At 41.2% G+C, this 17,684-nt stretch carries 12 protein-coding genes; 6 read left to right on the forward strand and 6 right to left on the reverse strand.

The window, feature by feature from the left end:
* Positions 1–129: 129 nt before the first annotated feature.
* Positions 130–2,769 (reverse strand): type I DNA topoisomerase, encoded by a 2,640-nt coding sequence (gene topA, locus AAEY99_RS18045; protein WP_335692282.1) that lies wholly within the window; start codon positions 2,767–2,769, stop codon positions 130–132.
* Positions 2,770–3,160: 391 nt separating this feature from the next.
* Between topA and astB the strand changes: the two genes are divergently transcribed.
* Both astB and AAEY99_RS18055 read left to right on the forward strand, forming a co-directional pair.
* Positions 3,161–4,495, forward strand: a complete 1,335-nt coding sequence (gene astB, locus AAEY99_RS18050; RefSeq protein WP_162022778.1) for an N-succinylarginine dihydrolase — start codon at positions 3,161–3,163, stop codon at positions 4,493–4,495.
* 223 nt (positions 4,496–4,718) lie between these two features.
* Positions 4,719–4,913, forward strand: coding sequence for a hypothetical protein (locus AAEY99_RS18055; protein ID WP_351011461.1), 195 nt, complete (start codon positions 4,719–4,721; stop codon positions 4,911–4,913).
* Positions 4,914–4,950: 37 nt separating this feature from the next.
* On the opposite strand, the gene AAEY99_RS18060 is transcribed toward AAEY99_RS18055, so the two are convergent.
* Positions 4,951–8,922, reverse strand: a complete 3,972-nt coding sequence (locus AAEY99_RS18060) for an Ig-like domain-containing protein (RefSeq protein ID WP_351011463.1) — start codon at positions 8,920–8,922, stop codon at positions 4,951–4,953.
* A 224-nt stretch (positions 8,923–9,146) separates the two neighbouring features.
* On the opposite strand from AAEY99_RS18060, the gene AAEY99_RS18065 reads away from it, so the two are divergent.
* Both AAEY99_RS18065 and AAEY99_RS18070 read left to right on the forward strand, forming a co-directional pair.
* Positions 9,147–10,457, forward strand: a complete 1,311-nt coding sequence (locus AAEY99_RS18065) for a dicarboxylate/amino acid:cation symporter (protein ID WP_277949095.1) — start codon at positions 9,147–9,149, stop codon at positions 10,455–10,457.
* A gap of 214 nt (positions 10,458–10,671) precedes the next feature.
* Positions 10,672–11,349 carry a LysE family translocator gene (locus AAEY99_RS18070; RefSeq protein WP_059745481.1) on the forward strand — a complete coding sequence of 226 codons (678 nt, stop codon included), beginning with the start codon at positions 10,672–10,674 and terminating at the stop codon, positions 11,347–11,349.
* Positions 11,350–11,460: 111 nt separating this feature from the next.
* On the opposite strand, the gene AAEY99_RS18075 is transcribed toward AAEY99_RS18070, so the two are convergent.
* The 3 genes from AAEY99_RS18075 to AAEY99_RS18085 are packed head-to-tail and all read right to left on the reverse strand — an operon-like array spanning position 11,461 to position 14,567.
* Positions 11,461–12,978 carry a PhnE/PtxC family ABC transporter permease gene (locus AAEY99_RS18075; protein ID WP_350979645.1) on the reverse strand — a complete coding sequence of 506 codons (1,518 nt, stop codon included), beginning with the start codon at positions 12,976–12,978 and terminating at the stop codon, positions 11,461–11,463.
* Positions 12,979–13,035: 57 nt separating this feature from the next.
* Positions 13,036–13,713, reverse strand: coding sequence for an ATP-binding cassette domain-containing protein (locus AAEY99_RS18080; RefSeq protein ID WP_350979647.1), 678 nt, complete (start codon positions 13,711–13,713; stop codon positions 13,036–13,038).
* Positions 13,713–14,567, reverse strand: a complete 855-nt coding sequence (locus AAEY99_RS18085) for a putative selenate ABC transporter substrate-binding protein (RefSeq protein WP_350979649.1) — start codon at positions 14,565–14,567, stop codon at positions 13,713–13,715. The genes AAEY99_RS18080 and AAEY99_RS18085 overlap by 1 nt, the downstream gene beginning before the upstream one ends.
* Before the next feature lie 240 nt (positions 14,568–14,807).
* Here AAEY99_RS18085 and AAEY99_RS18090 point away from each other — a divergent pair, with 240 nt between their 5' ends.
* Both AAEY99_RS18090 and AAEY99_RS18095 read left to right on the forward strand, forming a co-directional pair.
* Positions 14,808–15,482, forward strand: coding sequence for a response regulator (locus AAEY99_RS18090; protein ID WP_101088025.1), 675 nt, complete (start codon positions 14,808–14,810; stop codon positions 15,480–15,482).
* Complete coding sequence (locus AAEY99_RS18095; RefSeq protein WP_182744938.1) at positions 15,473–16,825, forward strand: ATP-binding protein; 1,353 nt, start codon at positions 15,473–15,475, stop codon at positions 16,823–16,825. The genes AAEY99_RS18090 and AAEY99_RS18095 overlap by 10 nt, the downstream gene beginning before the upstream one ends.
* A gap of 70 nt (positions 16,826–16,895) precedes the next feature.
* Here AAEY99_RS18095 and AAEY99_RS18100 read toward each other — a convergent pair whose 3' ends face one another.
* The gene (locus AAEY99_RS18100) at positions 16,896–17,591 is read right to left on the reverse strand and encodes a 2OG-Fe(II) oxygenase (RefSeq protein ID WP_351011466.1); all 696 of its coding nucleotides are present in this window, start codon (positions 17,589–17,591) and stop codon (positions 16,896–16,898) included.
* Between the last annotated feature and the right edge of the window lie 93 nt (positions 17,592–17,684).

A 17,684-nucleotide genomic window follows, 5' to 3' on the forward strand; every position in this document is an offset into this window, starting at 1 on the left:
AATCCCCACCAGAATACTGGTAGGGATTATCTTTCATCTGCAAGATCGGTCAAGTGCCCTTAAACGATCGGCATTGACCCAATTGGGTAGCGTTTATAAAGAGCGTTATGTATCAATCAATACTAAAAATTATTTCTTAGCTTTTTTCTTAGTTGATTCACTAACCCATTTACCGCCGATAAACTTAGAAGACCAACCGGTAGCTTTGCCGTCAACTTCAGTAGCAACATACTGCTCTTTGGTTTTACGACTAAATTTAACCGAGGCTTTATTGCCTTCATCATCTTCGACTGGCGCATCGGCAAGATACGCATATTTAGGCCATAACAAATCACGATACTGCACTAACTCTTCCACTAACGGCGCACGTGTTTCACGCGATTTAGGGAAAGTACTGGCGGCTAAAAATATGCCAGCAGCACCATCACGAAGCACAAAGTGAGCATCCGATTTAGTACATTTTAATTCAGGTAGAAAGATAGGATCTTCTTTTGGTGGCGCCGCTTCACCGCTTCTCAGCAACTTACGGGTGTTTTTACACTCGCTATTGGTGCAACCAAAATACTTACCAAATCGACCGTTTTTAAGTTCCATATTATTGCCGCAACGATCGCACTCAATAATTGGACCTTCATAGCCTTTAATCTTAAATTGTCCAGCTTCAACTTCGTAACCATCACATGACGGGTTATTACCACAAACATGTAATTTACGTGTTTCGTCAATGAGATAACTGTCCATCGCGGTACCACACTTACCACAACGATGTTTAGCACGTAACGCTTCCGTTTCGCCATCTTCATTGTCGCTTACCGCTTCTTCACCTGGGGTTAAGTTAAGCGTGGTCTTACAACGTTCTTTAGGTGGTAACGCATAACCAGAACAACCTAAGAACACCCCTGTTGAACCAGTACGAATACCCATTGGACGGCCACAGGTTGGACACTTAATGTCGTCTGTTAATACCATCTCATTAGGGCGCATACCGCCTTCATCGGGATCTAACTCGGCCAACAATAACTGCTTGGTAAAGTCGCCATAAAAACCGTCTAATACTTTTTTCCAGTCCAGCTTACCTTGAGCAACATCATCTAATGTTTGCTCCATGCTGGCGGTAAAGTCGTAGCTCATTAATTCTTTAAAACTGCCGACTAAGCGTTCGCTGACAATCTCACCCATTTTTTCAGCAAAGAAACGGCGGTTATCAACTTTAACGTAACCACGATCCTGAATGGTTGAAATAATCGTCGCATACGTTGAAGGACGACCAATACCACGCTTCTCAAGCTCTTTAACCAAAGACGCTTCACTGTAACGCGGTGCAGGCTTGGTAAAGTGTTGCTTAGGAGATAAGGTTTCAAGCACTAACTTGTCACCTTTTGCAACGACTGGTAGCGTCTTATCTTCTTCGTTTTTCTTACTCACTTGTGGCTGAACACGAGTCCAACCATCAAAACGTAAGGTACGGCCACTGGCTTTTAATTCGTAATCACCCGCGGTTACCGTTAAACGTGTTGCATCATATTGAGCAGGTGTCATTTGACATGACACAAATTGACGCCAGATAAGCTCATACAAGCGCTGAGCGTCTCTTTCCATATCGGTTAACGAAGCGGACTGCACAGCCACGTTCGACGGTCTAATAGCTTCATGCGCCTCTTGAGCGCCCTCTTTGCTACCATAACGAATAGGTTCTGCCGGTAAATACTTGTCACCGAACTCGGCACCAATCATTTCACGTAAGTTTTCAACCGCTTCTTTACTCAAATTGGTTGAATCGGTACGCATATACGTAATGTGGCCAGCTTCGTACAAACGCTGCGCCATCATCATGGTTTTCTTAACACCAAAACTAAGACGAGTACTGGCAGCTTGCTGCAATGTCGACGTAATATAAGGTGCCGAAGGTTTGCTTGAGGTTGCTTTATCTTCACGCGCAGTGACAACATACTTTGCATCACGCAACGCATCGACAGCGACTTTAGCTTGCGCTTCATTAATCGGTTCAAATGCAGCAGATTGATACTTCATCACCTGCATTTTCAAGCTAGCGGCGGTAGGTGTATTTAACTCAGCATGGATATCCCAAAACTCTTCTGGAACAAACGCTTTAATTTCACTTTCACGCTCTACAACTAAGCGCACTGCTACGGACTGAACACGCCCAGCAGATAAACCTCGAGCGACTTTTTTCCATAATAATGGTGATACCATAAAGCCAACAACACGGTCTAAAAAGCGACGAGCTTGCTGGGCATTAACCATATTGGTATCAAGTACCGACGGTTTACTAAACGCATCTTGAATCGCTGTTTTAGTAATTTCGTTGAACACAACTCGCTGATACCGTGAAGGATCACCACCAATAATTTCCTGTAAATGCCAGGCAATGGCTTCCCCTTCACGGTCCAAATCCGTTGCGAGATATATTTGGTCAGCAGTTTCTGCTAACGCTTTTAATTCTTTAACAACTTTTTCTTTACCAGGCAGAATTTGATACTTAGCCGCCCAATCTTTATCTGGGTTAACACCCATTCGCGCCACAAGCGCTTGTTTGTCTCTGATCAGCTTGTATTTAGCTTTTTCTTCAGGAGATAATTTCTTAACTTCTGCTGCGGTTTTAGTCACAGTTGTACCGTCAGAAGTAGACGAAGTTGGTAAGTCACGAATATGACCTACACTCGACTTCACAATGAAGTCTTTACCAAGATATTTATTAATTGTCTTGGCTTTGGCCGGCGATTCGACAATAACTAGCGATTTACCCATAGTTTTATTTGCGCCAAAAAGTCTCGAAAAAAAGAAAATTGATTCCATATATAGAGGGTTGAGACAATAGTTTCAAGTTAATCCCTCTTTTACATGGCTAGTAAGTCATTTTTTAATCAGAATTGAATCAAAAATAAAAAATGTAAAAAATAATATGCGTTTTTTAAACGTAATTTTTCACTTAATGATACTTGCGAGCACCTTCAGTGCATTTTTAGTCATTTATACACATTTGTACAAATTAACCACACCTTGTTAACCCTTATAGCTTCAGTATACTGGGGTTAAATTAGCGTTAACTGACATGAACAATCACGTTCCTTTTTTATAAGTAACACAAATGAGTGTAACTACAATAATAATTATTCACTAAAATTCTCAAGGATCACGAATGAAGCATTTTGAAGCGAACTTTGATGGCTTGGTTGGACCAACCCATAACTATGCCGGATTATCATTTGGTAATGTGGCCTCATTTAGTAATGCGGCCCAGACATCAAATCCTAAAGCGGCAGCTAAACAAGGTTTGCAAAAAGCCAAGTCATTAGCAGATTTGGGGATGGTGCAAGGGGTATTAGCCCCACAGGAGCGCCCAGACCTATACACATTGCGTCGAATTGGTTTTTCTGGGTCTGACGCTGAGGTTTTACAAAAAGCTGCTCAGCAGGCTCCTGCGCTACTTAATGCTTGTTGCAGTGCATCAAGTATGTGGACAGCTAACGCGGCTACAGTGTCACCCAGTGCAGACACCTGTGACGGTAAAGTTCACTTCACCCCAGCTAATTTAGTTGATAAATTACACCGCAGTATTGAACCTGTCACTACCGGCAATATTTTGCAGGCGACATTTAATAACGACCGCTATTTTAAGCATCATCAACATTTGCCAGAACACGCAAGCTTTGGTGATGAAGGAGCAGCTAATCATACTCGACTATGTTCTGAATATGGTCATGCTGGCGTTGAATTATTTGTCTATGGTCAAACAGCAACTAACCCTAACGCCCCTAAACCAACAAAATATCCAGCTCGCCAAACTTTGGAAGCATCTCAAGCAGTAGCGCGGTTGCACCAACTTGAAGATGAAAGCTGCGTGTTTATGCAGCAAAATCCAGATGTGATTGATCAAGGTGTATTCCACAATGACGTTATTTCAGTGGGTAACAAAAATGTGTTGTTCTACCACGAACAAGCGTTTTTAAATACCGAAGCAAAGTTCGATGAAATTCGCCGTAAAATGAACTCTGATATGCATTTTGTCAAAGTCACCACAGAGCAAGTATCCATTGATAATGCCGTTCGTAGTTACTTATTTAATACCCAAATCATCACCCTACCTTCAGGTGAAATGGCCATTATTGCGCCAACAAATTGCCAGGAAAACCCTGCTGTATTTGCTTACTTAAATGAACTTGTTACCTTAGGCACGCCGATCAAACAAGTGCGCTATTATGATGTTAAGCAAAGTATGCAAAACGGTGGTGGTCCAGCCTGTTTACGTTTACGAGTCGCGATGAACGAACAAGAAGTCGCTGCAGTTAATCAAAACACATTGATGAATGACGGTTTATTTACGCGATTAAATGCTTGGGTTGATAGACATTATCGTGACCAACTCACGGTAAGCGATCTAGCAGATCCACAATTAATTATTGAATCACGCACCGCGTTAGATGAACTCACACAAATATTAAAGTTAGGCAGCGTGTATCAGTTCCAAAGATAACGTTTTAAAAAAGATTCAAACTCAATACATGCCGTTGATAAAATCAACGGCATTTTCATATGTAAAAAACTCAACATATTAAACAAAAAAATCGGTCACTAATGTGACCGATTTAACACTAAATCACCAATTTAGTAGCGGAAGCAAGTCGAAATATTAACCATCATCACGGACACTTACACTATAACTTTCAGCTTCACCAAGTGGAGTTTTGACTGTAATAATGAGCAACCCAGAAGATTTTTGGTTAGGACTCGCTTCACGAGTAACAGTAAACCCATATAATAAAGGCCTATTTGATGCATTATTACCAATCGTAAAACTACCTAAAGAAGATAATAAACCGTTATCTAAAGACGTCGTTATCGTAGTATCTATAGGTAAGGTATTATTATTTAAATCAGATACAAACAGGTAGACCGTCTTATCCGAAACACCTGTTAAAGCCGTTAAGTCTATCGCTGTAACAGGAGTAATATTCCACCTGAATCAATATCAACTAAACGGCCATAAGGTACAGAGCCTGACATAACAATAGGCATGTTCCTAAACACATTAAGTTGTGCTTGAGTGTTATCTACACCTGTTTGAGTACAGCTTGCGGCAGAAGATGTTGCACACAGTAAACCCGTATAAAATCCATCTGCACTATCGAAGCTTCCATTGGCATTAAAGTCAATGTATTCCTCGGTTACAGCGCCAGCAGGAACTGGTGAACCTCGGTAATTACCATCTTCGTTGTGATCGGTAAAGGCTTCAGTTAAATCGATGAAATCTTCACCAGTATCAAACAGACCATTACCATTTAAGTCTACAAAACTCTCTTCACCAATCGCAAACGCAGTTATCGTAGAACGACCTGGACGTGGTTCAGCTATTATAGAAGCGCTACCATCAACGTAAGCTGATAATAAATTACCTGAACAAGGTGGACGAGAAGCATCTACACCACCACCAACAAAAGCAACAGGACAAACAACCGATGTTCCTTCAAAAGGACGAGGGTTTTGACTTGTCCACTCAACAGAACATGCACCCGTTGCATCTAGTGTCTGGCAACTAGCGCCTATAGAACCACCTTCTGTTCTGAAGTTAATAACGGTTCCGTCAGGTACAGGGTTATTGAAATGGTCGGCTGAACGAATTGTGATGGTGGAAGATGCACCGTCATGATTCCATGCTTCAAGATTAAGAATCGTCGCAGATAACGAGAAACTATTATAATCAGCTAATCCAGTAGTGACCGTTAGGCTATCAGACACATTGGCAACGATTGGGCTTGTAGCATCAGTCGCGTCTTGCCACACTGCAAACACTTTAACAGGCGTTGGAACTGTACCCGAACGCACAGTAACTGAAACGTTACCACTTGCATCGGTATAGGCAACAGCATACTTGTTAGGTGTATTGATGTCAGCTGGGTATTCGCTATCACCAACTTTAGGAAAATTAGGGCAATTAACAAAGTCAGATGCTAATGGGGCTGGAGTAATAACCATCCCACCCACATCTGTCGAAAGCTCAAAACAGACTCGTTGAGCGCTTGCCGGTTGTCCTACTTCATTAAGCAATTTAAACGCGACACTCGATGTTTCTGAGCGAGCACCAGCACCATCTAAGCCACCAGATACTTTTAATGCAAGCTCTGTAGGAGATGCACTTATAAATTGGATTGATCCAACAGAGATAGGACTGATAGTAATATCTGCTGTAGCACTTACACTTGATGCTCCTGTAATTGCTGAAACAGTAACAGTATCCGTACCTTGACAATTAATGCTTCGATAGGTAGCAAAACCTTTACCCGCATTTGTTATCACCGGAGAATCAACCACTGCATTACCTGCCGACATACATTGAGAAGAAAACTCTAATGTGAAGGGTTGGCTTGTCTCAATACTTCCATCCGGAGATTTAACGGTCACTTCAATAACAGTAGAACCACCAGCAGGTAAAGTATTAGTACCTATATAGGTACTAACTTCAAGAGAGATATCTACACGACCGATCTCAAACGCTTTGGTAGAAGTCACTTGTTTAACTTTTAAAGACACTTCACCGGCACCAACATCACCGTTTGAATATAGATCTAAAACAGCCTTACCGTCAGCATTTGTTATTGCAGTTGCTGAATTAGGGCTAATTGCACCTAATGTTGTACCAGCAGTTACTAAGACTTGTTTTAAAGGTTGATTAGAACCATCAAGTTTAACTATTGCCCCTAAAATACCAGGCCGTTGATTGGTAATATTATCTGTAATAGGACATAATTCGAAATTTTTCAATACCTTATCGAAACCAGCAACACCATTACAGTCATAAATTTCAAAACTGATAGATGGGTCTGCTGCGACAGGATCGATATCATCACCAGCCGTGGTAAAACTAGCTGTTGCCGACGTTAAACCATAGCTAGCAGTGACAGTTGCAGCCCCCTCAACGGTTCCTGCTGTAATAGTTAATTCAGCTTTACCTGCTCCATCAGTAAGAGCTGTCCCTACTGAAGGTAAAAACTCACCTAAGCTACTAGAAAATGATACAACTTTTCCACTTAATGGGTTGTTATTTCGGTCAAGTAGATAAACTTGTACACGGCCTGGAGATGCTTGGCTAATACTAGAAGCCTGATTTCCAGTACCATCCAATAAGCTTATAGATAATGAATTGTTTTCACCATCGCCACCAGGAGCATCGCCAGCCACACTATAATTAAATGTTTCGACCAATAACTCACTGCCTAGATTAAAGGTTGCTTGAATAGTACCAGCACCATCCACCGTACCAGTTAATAGAGTCACTTTAGCAAAACCACTCGCATCAGTTAGTGCATTACCTGACGTTGGATTAATCACCCCCTCACCAACTAGAGAGAAATTAATTAATGCATTCGGCACAGCTATTCCATCTTTTAATAACGAAGCTATTACTGTTCCTGGCGAAGTCTTACTTATATTTCGTAATTCATTACTCGATGAATCGAATACTGTAAGATTTAGAGCATAAGAATCGATAGGCTTAATAATGACTTCATCGCCCAAGGTCTCAAAATAGATACTTACTTTAGAAGTCTCTATTTCAACAGATAACTTAGCCGCTCCCGCAACATTACCAGCGGTCAAACTAATTGATGCAACACCGTTAATGTCAGTAACAACTGTACCTATGATAGGGGATAGATTCCCTAAACTAGAAGAGAACGTTGCTAATTTACCAACCAGAGGTAATCCATTTAAATCAACATATGTAGCTTCCACTTTAGCTGGAGTGGAATTACTTATTATAGAGATTGGGTTACCGCTATTATCAACTAACTTTAACGATAATCTATTGGTACCTGCTGCGACACCATCACCTAACATGTAAAAATTAACAGACGTAGTTAAACCTAATGCGGAGCTAATAGTGACTGTTGCGGCAGTCTCCACATCAGCTGTACGCAATTTAATTTTTGCAATTCCTGTAGCATTAGTAAGCGCAGTTCGACTAGCAGGCTCAAATGTACCGTAAGAACTATCATTTAAAGCAAATGAAACGACTTGATTTGCAATACCTACTCCAGCAGAGTCCGCCAAAGCAACCTCTATGTAGCCCGGTTGCGCATCTGAAATTTCAGTTATTGCAGTACCCGCAGCATTAAGTAATTTGGCTGTTAATGTTGAAGAGCCTGAAACACCAGCATCACCTTTAGAATAAAAATTAATCCCAATAGTTTCTTGTTCATCAATAGTAACATTAACTGTGCCAGCACCCTCTTTGTTGGCTGCTATGACTTTAATCATAGCCATACCGTCAGCATCTGTTAACGCAGTTCCACTATTAGGGATAAAAGTCGCTAAGGCTGTATCGTTTAGTTCAAAACTCACAAGACGATTAACTATTGGATTGCCAGCGGGGTCTTGGTAATCAACATGAATATATCCAGGCGTCAAAAAACTAATATTACTAATCTCATTACCGGCGGTGTCTTTTAAAGAAAGCTTTATTTGATTCTCACCTGTCACGGCACCATCACCAGACATTGTTACACCTGTAGATGCCGATTCACCAGAATCAAGAGATGCAGTAACAGTAACGGCCCCTTGAGAAGATGAAGTACTTAACGTTACTTCAGCAACACCATCAGCATTAGTTTTGGCTGTACCTGACGTCGGAGTAAAAACCCCAAATGAACTATCAGATAAAGAAAAAGTAACAACCTTGTTCGCCACTGAATTATTAAGTGAACTCGAAACAGTTGCTTTTAGAATTGCAGGCGAAGCTGCTGATATATCGTTCGATGAAGTACTCAGTGAAATAGATAAAACTTCTGTTATTCCACCATCGCCTCCAGAATCAGTTCCATCATCAGTAATACTTCCTCCTCCACCACACGCGAAGAGAAAAATTGAACATAAAAGCGCAAAATAAACTTTATATGCTGACCTCATTGTCAGGCTCCCTGTTACATTAAGATTAAACTAAATAATTATTATAGTTACTTATACATTAACAATACGCAAACATCTTATAACTTTAGCATAACTCTACTATTTTATTCGCTATTTATTGGCGAAAACTTTCACTTTTATGCCATTTCCTAAGTTGCCGATACCTGCTAATCTTTAGCGCATTCAATAAAGACATAAAATAATATGATGAGAAGGAACACTCTGTGAGTAATCAATACAAGCTCGGACTCACGAGCAAAATTTTAATTGGCATGGCATTAGGCATTATATTTGGCCTAGCATTGAGAAACTTTTTCCCTGGTAGTCAATTTATTCAAGAGTACATTACCGATGGATTCTTACATGTCATTGGTACTATCTTCATCTCAAGCTTAAAAATGCTTGTCGTACCTTTGGTATTTATCTCATTAGTATGCGGTACTTGCTCCCTTAGCGATCCATCTAAACTGGGACGTCTTGGTGGCAAGACCATATCCTTCTATTTATTCACTACCGCTATTGCGCTCACTATTGCGATTCTAGCAGCCGTGTTAATCCATCCAGGTAATGCAAGTTTGGCCGGTAACGTATTAGAATACTCGGCAAAAGACGCGCCTAGCCTGTCTGAAGTCATTATTAATATTGTACCGACAAACCCTATGCAAGCCATGAGTGAAGGCAATATGTTGCAGATTATCCTATTTGCAGTTGTTTTTGGCTTTGCCATCTCACATATTGGTGAAAGAGGTACGCGTATAGCGTCATTTTTTAACGACTTAAATGATGTGATTATGCGTGTGGTTACCTTAATTATGCAGTTAGCACCTTATGGTGTGTTTGCACTGATGGCGACCCTCAGCTTAACGTTGGGCTTAGAAACCTTCGGTAGTGTTGTCAAATACTTCCTCCTGGTGGTTGCCGTTTTATTTATCCAAGGCTTAGTGGTTTACCCTACTCTACTAAAACTGTTCTCGGGTCTCAGCCCGTTGATGTTTTTACGTAAAATCCGCGACGTACAGCTGTTTGCTTTTAGTACCGCAAGTTCCAACGCAACATTGCCGGTAACCATTGAAACCGCAGAGCACAGAATGGGCGTCGACAACAAAATCGCGTCATTCACCTTACCACTTGGTGCCACTCTCAACATGGATGGCACCGCCATTATGCAGGGTGTTGCAACGGTATTTATTGCCCAAGTATTTGGTATTGAACTGAGCATCATGGATTACGCGACTGTAGTGGTAACGGCCACACTGGCATCTATCGGTACTGCGGGTGTGCCTGGTGTCGGCCTTATTATGCTGGCAATGGTGTTAAACCAAGTAGGCTTACCGGTTGAAGGTATTGCCTTAATTATTGGTGTAGACAGAATGCTAGACATGATCCGCACTGCAGTAAACGTCACTGGTGATGCAGTGGCTACGGTGATCATTGCCAAATCAGAAGGCGAATTTAATGAAGAAGTCTTCAACGATTCGCAAGCAGGTAAAGCAGCCAAAAGTTTTGAAGAACAAGTGCTTAACGCAAAAAAATAACACTTAAGTTCACCTTATATAAAAAAGCGCTAATTTAGCGCTTTTTTATTATCTTTTTCCTACATAAATGTGCCATTATAATCAACTTACATTGAAATAAGCTCTCATAGATATCAACAAATGGATATCAACAAATGGATATCAACAAATGGATATCAACAAATGGATATCAACAAAATCTAGCCAGCTTTAACTTATAAAAAACGGAATAAATATGGACATGACTTTATTGGCGGGTTTAGCGGTTATTCACATTGTGGCATTAATGAGCCCAGGACCTGACTTTGCCATTATCGTTAAAATGGCTACGCAGCAAACACGCTTAACCGCACTTTATTGTGCCTTCGGCATTGCTGTCGCTATCTTAATTCACACTTTTTTGTCGTTGATGGGCATCAGTGTGATGATACAACAGTCTCATGTTGCCTTTATGACCGTACAACTAATTGGCAGTAGCTATTTAGCATGGATGGGATATGGGGCGCTCAAGTCAGCTATCACCAGTATGATTAGCAAACGTCGTAATTCAGATATTTCATCAACGCAACCTAATGTGGCAAAAGCGGCGCTGATATCGTCATTAAAGGGATTTAAAGTTGGACTATATACCAATCTACTGAATCCTAAAGCGCTGATCTTTTTTATTACTTTATTTTCTGTATTGATTACGCCACAAGTCAATTACTCAACTAAAATTGCCGCCACGGTATTGTTATTTGTGTTGTCATTGGCGTGGTTTAGTTTACTCGCACTGATCCTATCTAAACCTCGGGTACAACAAAAATTACTCGCGGCCAATACCATTATAGATCTACTCGTTGGGATTATTTTTATTGCCGTTGCAGTCACGATTGCCAATAATATAATTCATCAAATTATCGGTCAGTTTTAAACATGATTAAATTCGATTAAGTAAGCAGTTGAATAAGTTGACTATTTTTATCAAGCAGTTACCTGTTTGAGCCACGATGCTTACCCGTTTATAGCTTTAAACTAAGAGACTTTAGCAAGCCTGTAAACGGCTGCGAGGATAATGCAATAATCGACGTGCTAAATAATCCACAACCACATTCAAACCCGCAGTGAAAAACAACAGCAACAATGCCCCACTAAAGCGAATTTCAGAAAAATTACTGTCGACATAAAAACCCAACGTCATCACCCCAAGCATGCCCAAGATAGCCGTTTCACGGATAATCACTTCAAATCGATAAAACAGCAGTCCCATAAAATGTGGGTATATGGCAGGTAGCACTAGATAACTGTACTGATCAATCCTAGGCTTGTATGTCAACGGCACACTAATGCTGTCAGCTTGACGTGACATTAAAAAGACCATCAGGCCGCTATTGTGCAGCGCTAACGCGATAATCGCTGGCAACATCGAGGGCCCTAATAGCATCATAAACACAAAAGCCAATAAATATTCAGGCAATGAACGTAATATTAAATTCACCGCCCTCATGATTAAAATAACCACTTTTGGCATCATCAAGCGGGTATTAAAAGGCAATAATACCAACGTCAACACATGAGTTAACCCCAAGGCACAAAAAGCCAGTACCAAGGTAGCAACCATCCCGGGAAACACTTGCTGGCTGATTAATGTATAACTCCAGTTAACGAGCTTCGATAGGTTATCTGTGTCAAACCAGCTCAAGAAGGGTTGTCCTTGAAGCATCGGTGGTAAAACATCAACACTGATAAAACGCCAAATAAGTTGCGAGTCGATAACAGGAATGGGAGGTAAGAAGTACACAGCAAGCGGTAAATACAGCCAAAGCATTATCGGTTTAGCCCAAAAACGTATGCTACCAATTAACAACACAAATAAGATTAATAGTGCACCGCCTTGTTGATAATGCCCCTGACGAAAAGCGGATTCTAAATAAAACCCTAATGTCGGCATACCAATAAAGCCCAACACAGCACTACTACGAAGCGCGCATTCAAAACGGTAACGAATATAATCGACAATCTGCGGATACATGTGCATCCATCGACCATATATAAATGCCGACAGTTTATCGGTGCCCTTAGGCAGTGAAAATAAGGTATGCATTGGCGCTTGCTGTAAAATATCAGCAAACACACGGGCAAAAGTAGCAGCATAAGGAAGCGCTATGGCTAAAATACCGGTAATGGCTGAAAGACCAAATATCTGTAAGAATATCAATGCCCAAAATATCTCATGGATAGCACGGATAAATGCACACATTGCCGCCACTACAGGATGTTGATACCACAATGCTAATGGAAATCCCAATAGCAACCCAATCGTAATCCCAAGCAGCGCAAAACTAATGGTTTGCCACAGCGCATCAAGTAAATACTCTGTCGCGAAAAAGTCAGGGTGCACAAAGCCTTGCCACATGCGACCAAGCTCAGACCAAGGATCGAGTGCAATCACCTCGGTATCAGCAAAAAACCAACACACGGAGACCATGAGTAAAAGCAACAGAGTGATTTTCTGCCAATGCCCTACAAAAGAGTAGCGACTGTGAGTCATCATTTTAGGCATTATAAAAACGGGGATAGAATGAAGATAAATCGCTTAGCAGCATCAACATGTTCATATTTATGCCACTGAATGGTTTGGTAAATCGGCTAATGCATAATGCTGTGATAAATGAGCCAGAGATAATTGGCTCGCTTTGTCATCCAGTACTACTTTGCCATCACTAATGACAATAATACGCTCAAAGTTTGCTAACGCTAGCTCGGCATCATGTAGCACACAAATAACACTCTGATGCGTTTGCTTAATCAAGTTTAGTAATCGTAAGCCCATTAGCGGATCTAATGCAGAAAAGGGCTCGTCGCCCATAAACACTGATTGTTGTTGAAATAACGCTCTGGCTAAGGCCACACGTTGGCGCTGACCACCAGACAACTCACTGACTTTCTGTTGCAAAGGCACGGTTAGTTCTAGTTGCTGGCAAATAGCGCCGATTTGTTGTTGCGGCTTATTAAACGGCAACAACAAATTAGCCAAATTATACCAACGGGAATAACGCGCTAACCCACCAATAAACACATTGTGATATATCGACAGGTTATCAACTAACCCCTGTGCTTGTGAGCACAAACAGGTCTGCTCGGCCAATTGTTGATAAAGGTGATGCAACAGCGTGGTTTTACCCACGCCTGAAGGGCCTAAAATAGCCACATGCTCTTTTGCCTTAAATGACAAATTCACTTTAGGTAATATAATTTGCTGGTTATAACCTAAATCAACATCAACCAACGACAACATTAATCGAGCATTCCAATTGTTTTTGCCACGCGCTCAATCGGTTCATAATCGCTATTTTTAGCCGGTACAAATGACTCACGTGGGAAGCTGGCTAACAAATCTTTATCCGTCATACCAATTAACGTTTTAGTCAGCTTTTCTTTAAAGCCTGCACCAAACGTTTCATCAACACCCGAATGCACCGTCCATTGATAATCTGGGTAAGTAGGGCTTTCCCAAATAACTTTCACTTTGCTGGTATCAACTTCACCGTTTTCAACTGCTGTGTCCCACACTTTGTAATTAACCGCGCCGACTTGATAAACACCTGCTTCAACTTGGCTGATAGTGCGGCTATGGTCGCCAGAAAAACCAATGCGTTTAAAAATTTGTTCAATTGGCTTACCGGTATTTTTTTCAATAAAATACTGTGGCATCAAACGGCCTGAAGTTGAGTCTTTAGAACCAAAGGTAAAGGTATAATCATTCAATGAAGGAAAATTAGTTGAAGCAGCCATTTCAGTAGATTTATGAGCAATCAAATAACTCTTGAAAAACTGATCTTCAAAACCTTGGGCAATAGCCTCAGAACCGGGCACTAAACGACGCGCTTGCACACCAGATAAACCACCAAACCAAGCAAGTTGTACTTGGTTATTACGAAATGCTGTTACCGCTGCAGAATATGACTTTACCGGAATATATTTCACTTCCACGCCCAACTGCTCGGTTAAATAATCAGCCACTTTATCAAAGCGAGTCCGAAGCTGACTTTCATCTTCATCAGGGATAGCCGTAAAGGTAAACGTTGCACTTAATGCAACTGTCGAAAATAAACTTAAAAAGCTAGCCGATAATAAATGTGTTAGTTTCATCTCAATCTTAAAAGTTAGTCTGTCAATAACCCTATTCTAACTTACCTGATACCTGATTACACCGACAAAGCCCATTCAGTGTGAAATGTTAGCAAGAATAATTACTACGATGACCATAATGATAATAAGTTTTAATATAACCATCATAAAAAGTTTGGTTAATATTTAACCTTACCAACTTGTAGGGTAATATTGGCCAAGCACATTTCACATAAAGTGACGGCTTAACAAGGATGGATTATGCGCATATTGGTTATTGAAGACGACCCTCTGTTGTCACACCATTTACAGGTGCAGTTATCAGATCAAGGTAATCAAGTGCAAGTGGCATTAACCGCAAAAGAAGGATTTTATCAAGCCACTAATTATCCTATTGATGCTGCTATTATTGATTTAGGCTTACCCGATCAAGATGGAATAAGTCTAATCAAAATGCTGCGTAATGCAGATGTTAAAGCGCCGATTCTAATTTTAACCGCTCGACTAACGTGGCAAGATAAAGTCGAAGGGCTCAATGCTGGTGCAGACGACTACTTAGTTAAACCATTTCAAAAAGAAGAACTCATCGCCAGACTTGATGCCATAGTGCGCCGCAGCAGTGGTTTTGTTCGCTCAACCATCACCAGCGGTGCTCTGCAAATAGATGTCGCGGCAAAACATGTAACGCTAAACCAAACACCATTAGACATCACTGCCTTTGAATACCTTATTCTGGAATACTTGATGCGCCATTGCCATGAGGTTGTCGCTAAACAGCGTTTACTGGATGTGGTCTATGCCGACAAAGAAGGCGATCCCAACACTATTGAAGTGATGGTCAGCCGATTAAGAAAGAAACTTGCTCAAGGTGGAATAGAACAGTCCATCATTACCCTTCGCGGCCAAGGATATAAATTTAACCACCCATGCGACTAATTTTACGACCTAAAAAACGTCTGCTTACCAGGATGTTCTTAACCTCCTTGGGTATTATCGCGTTAGTAGGATTTGGTCTGGCCTGGTTAATTACCTTGCTCCATGCCCAAAATCGCTATAACCAAACCACCAGCGCCTTAATAGCTCAACTACCCATCATTGCCGCTGAGTTTCGCGAAAACAATCTAATCCCTATCACCCAGGCCCGTGAAGGTGACGACGTCGACACGCAATACATTATGGCTACCTGCAATAGCAGCTATAACACCTTATGGCGTTCTGACTTCGCTATCAGCTTAAACTTGAATAACATTTGTGAACAATATCTTGATATAAAAGATGATTTTCCACCGTTCTACCTCAATTTTAATGACCAACAAAGTTACTTTGCTTACTTGCTCAGCATTGACGTTGAAACCGAAATGTATCATCTATTGATTTTAAAAGACGCCACCACATTGAAAACTGAACTCAGTCAATTTAATCGACTCACTTATTTTAGATTGGCAATGGTAATGGCTATTGCACTGTTACTGCTAGTAAGTGCAGCCTACTGGGGAATGCGGCCATTAACGAAGCTGAAACAAGAGTTGATACAGCTGCAACAAGGACATAAAAAAAGCCTCTCACAAGATTACCCCGTTGAATTACAAGGCATCACCACGGCATTAAATCAACTTATGGACCAAACAGATCAACGTCAAACGCGCTATCAAAATGCCATGAACGACCTTGCTCACAGTTTAAAAACGCGTCTCGCCGCCAGTATTGCCATCATTGACGATGACTCATTAGATCGTCAGCAACAGCACCAAAAAATACTTGAACAAATAAATGACATGGATCATTTAGTACAGTATCAACTCAAGCGTGCCATGTTAGGCCAACAAGGCTTACGTCAACAACAAACCGCTATCGCACCGATTGCTCAACAACTTGCGCAAATGCTCGATAAAATATATCGAGACAAACATGTCATATTCACCCTAAACATATCAGCATCATTGCAACTACCACTCAGCAAAGGCGATGTAATGGAGCTATTGGGTAATTTACTGGAAAATGCATTTCGCTTATGTGGCAATAACGTCATGATCAGCGCCGCGAGCCTCGATAACAATATCATCCAACTCAGTGTTGAAGATGACGGCCCCGGCGTAGACCACGCCATTAAACAAAAAATAATCCAACGCGGTATGAGAGCCGACACTCAATCATCGGGACAAGGAATTGGTCTAGCAGTATGCCATGAGCTCGTTAGCAGTTATGGCGGCACAATGACCATTGGTACTAGCGAGCTTGGCGGCGCAGCTTTTGTCATTCAGCTCCCCGCAACGGCATAAGCACGCAGCAACAAAGTCAGCAATCAAATAAGCATATAAAGCCACAACTGGTTTTACTCAACAGTAATCACTAACTTAATGGCGCATAAAGTTGCTCGGCACGATTAAACATCGCCCAAGAAGTCGCAATATACTTATCGTTACTAATAGGTACATTGCCACGATGGCTGTGTGTAAAACCGGCTGGAGCAATCACCATAGTGCCTTTTTTGGGGCTTATTTTACGTTGTTGATAATAAAATTCTGTTTCGCCGCCCTCTTCAACATCATTCAGGTAAAACATGTATAACACCACCCGATGAAGCGCCTCATTATGGCCATTCTGTGGATACTGCTCTGAATGCCAATGCGGATATCCACCCACACCTTGCTGATAATGCTGCACATTAATCGTACCACTGCGATACAAATATTTAGTTAATGCCGCTGCCCTTGGCCGACCCAATACCTCAAAATTATCAGGCGTTAACGTTTGCGGTTGACCATTTTCATCTGCTACTTGTACAGAAACCGCTCCCATTAAGGTTAACGAGTATTGGGTAAAATAATCGCTAATATAGGTAAATGTCGCCGCTAAAAGTTCATTTTTTAATTCAGCTAAATCATCAAAAGCATCTAACATTAAATCACGACTGCGCTTTTTCTCGGTATCTACGCCAAAACCTGTATGGCCTGGCCCTACACTCGGATGCGTTTCAAATGCCGCAATTAAGCGATCACATAAATCATTACTTATCGCGTTGGGATATACTTCAATAAAATCCATAGGGAGTGACTATTGTTAATTTATTTATAGTAGTATGCTGCCACGCAATTAAAGTGCCTGTAAAGGGCAATACATAACATAGCTCATTGTTCT

It is taken from the genome of Shewanella sp. S1-58-MNA-CIBAN-0166 (genome assembly GCF_040310085.1).
GTDB lineage: Bacteria > Pseudomonadota > Gammaproteobacteria > Enterobacterales > Shewanellaceae > Shewanella.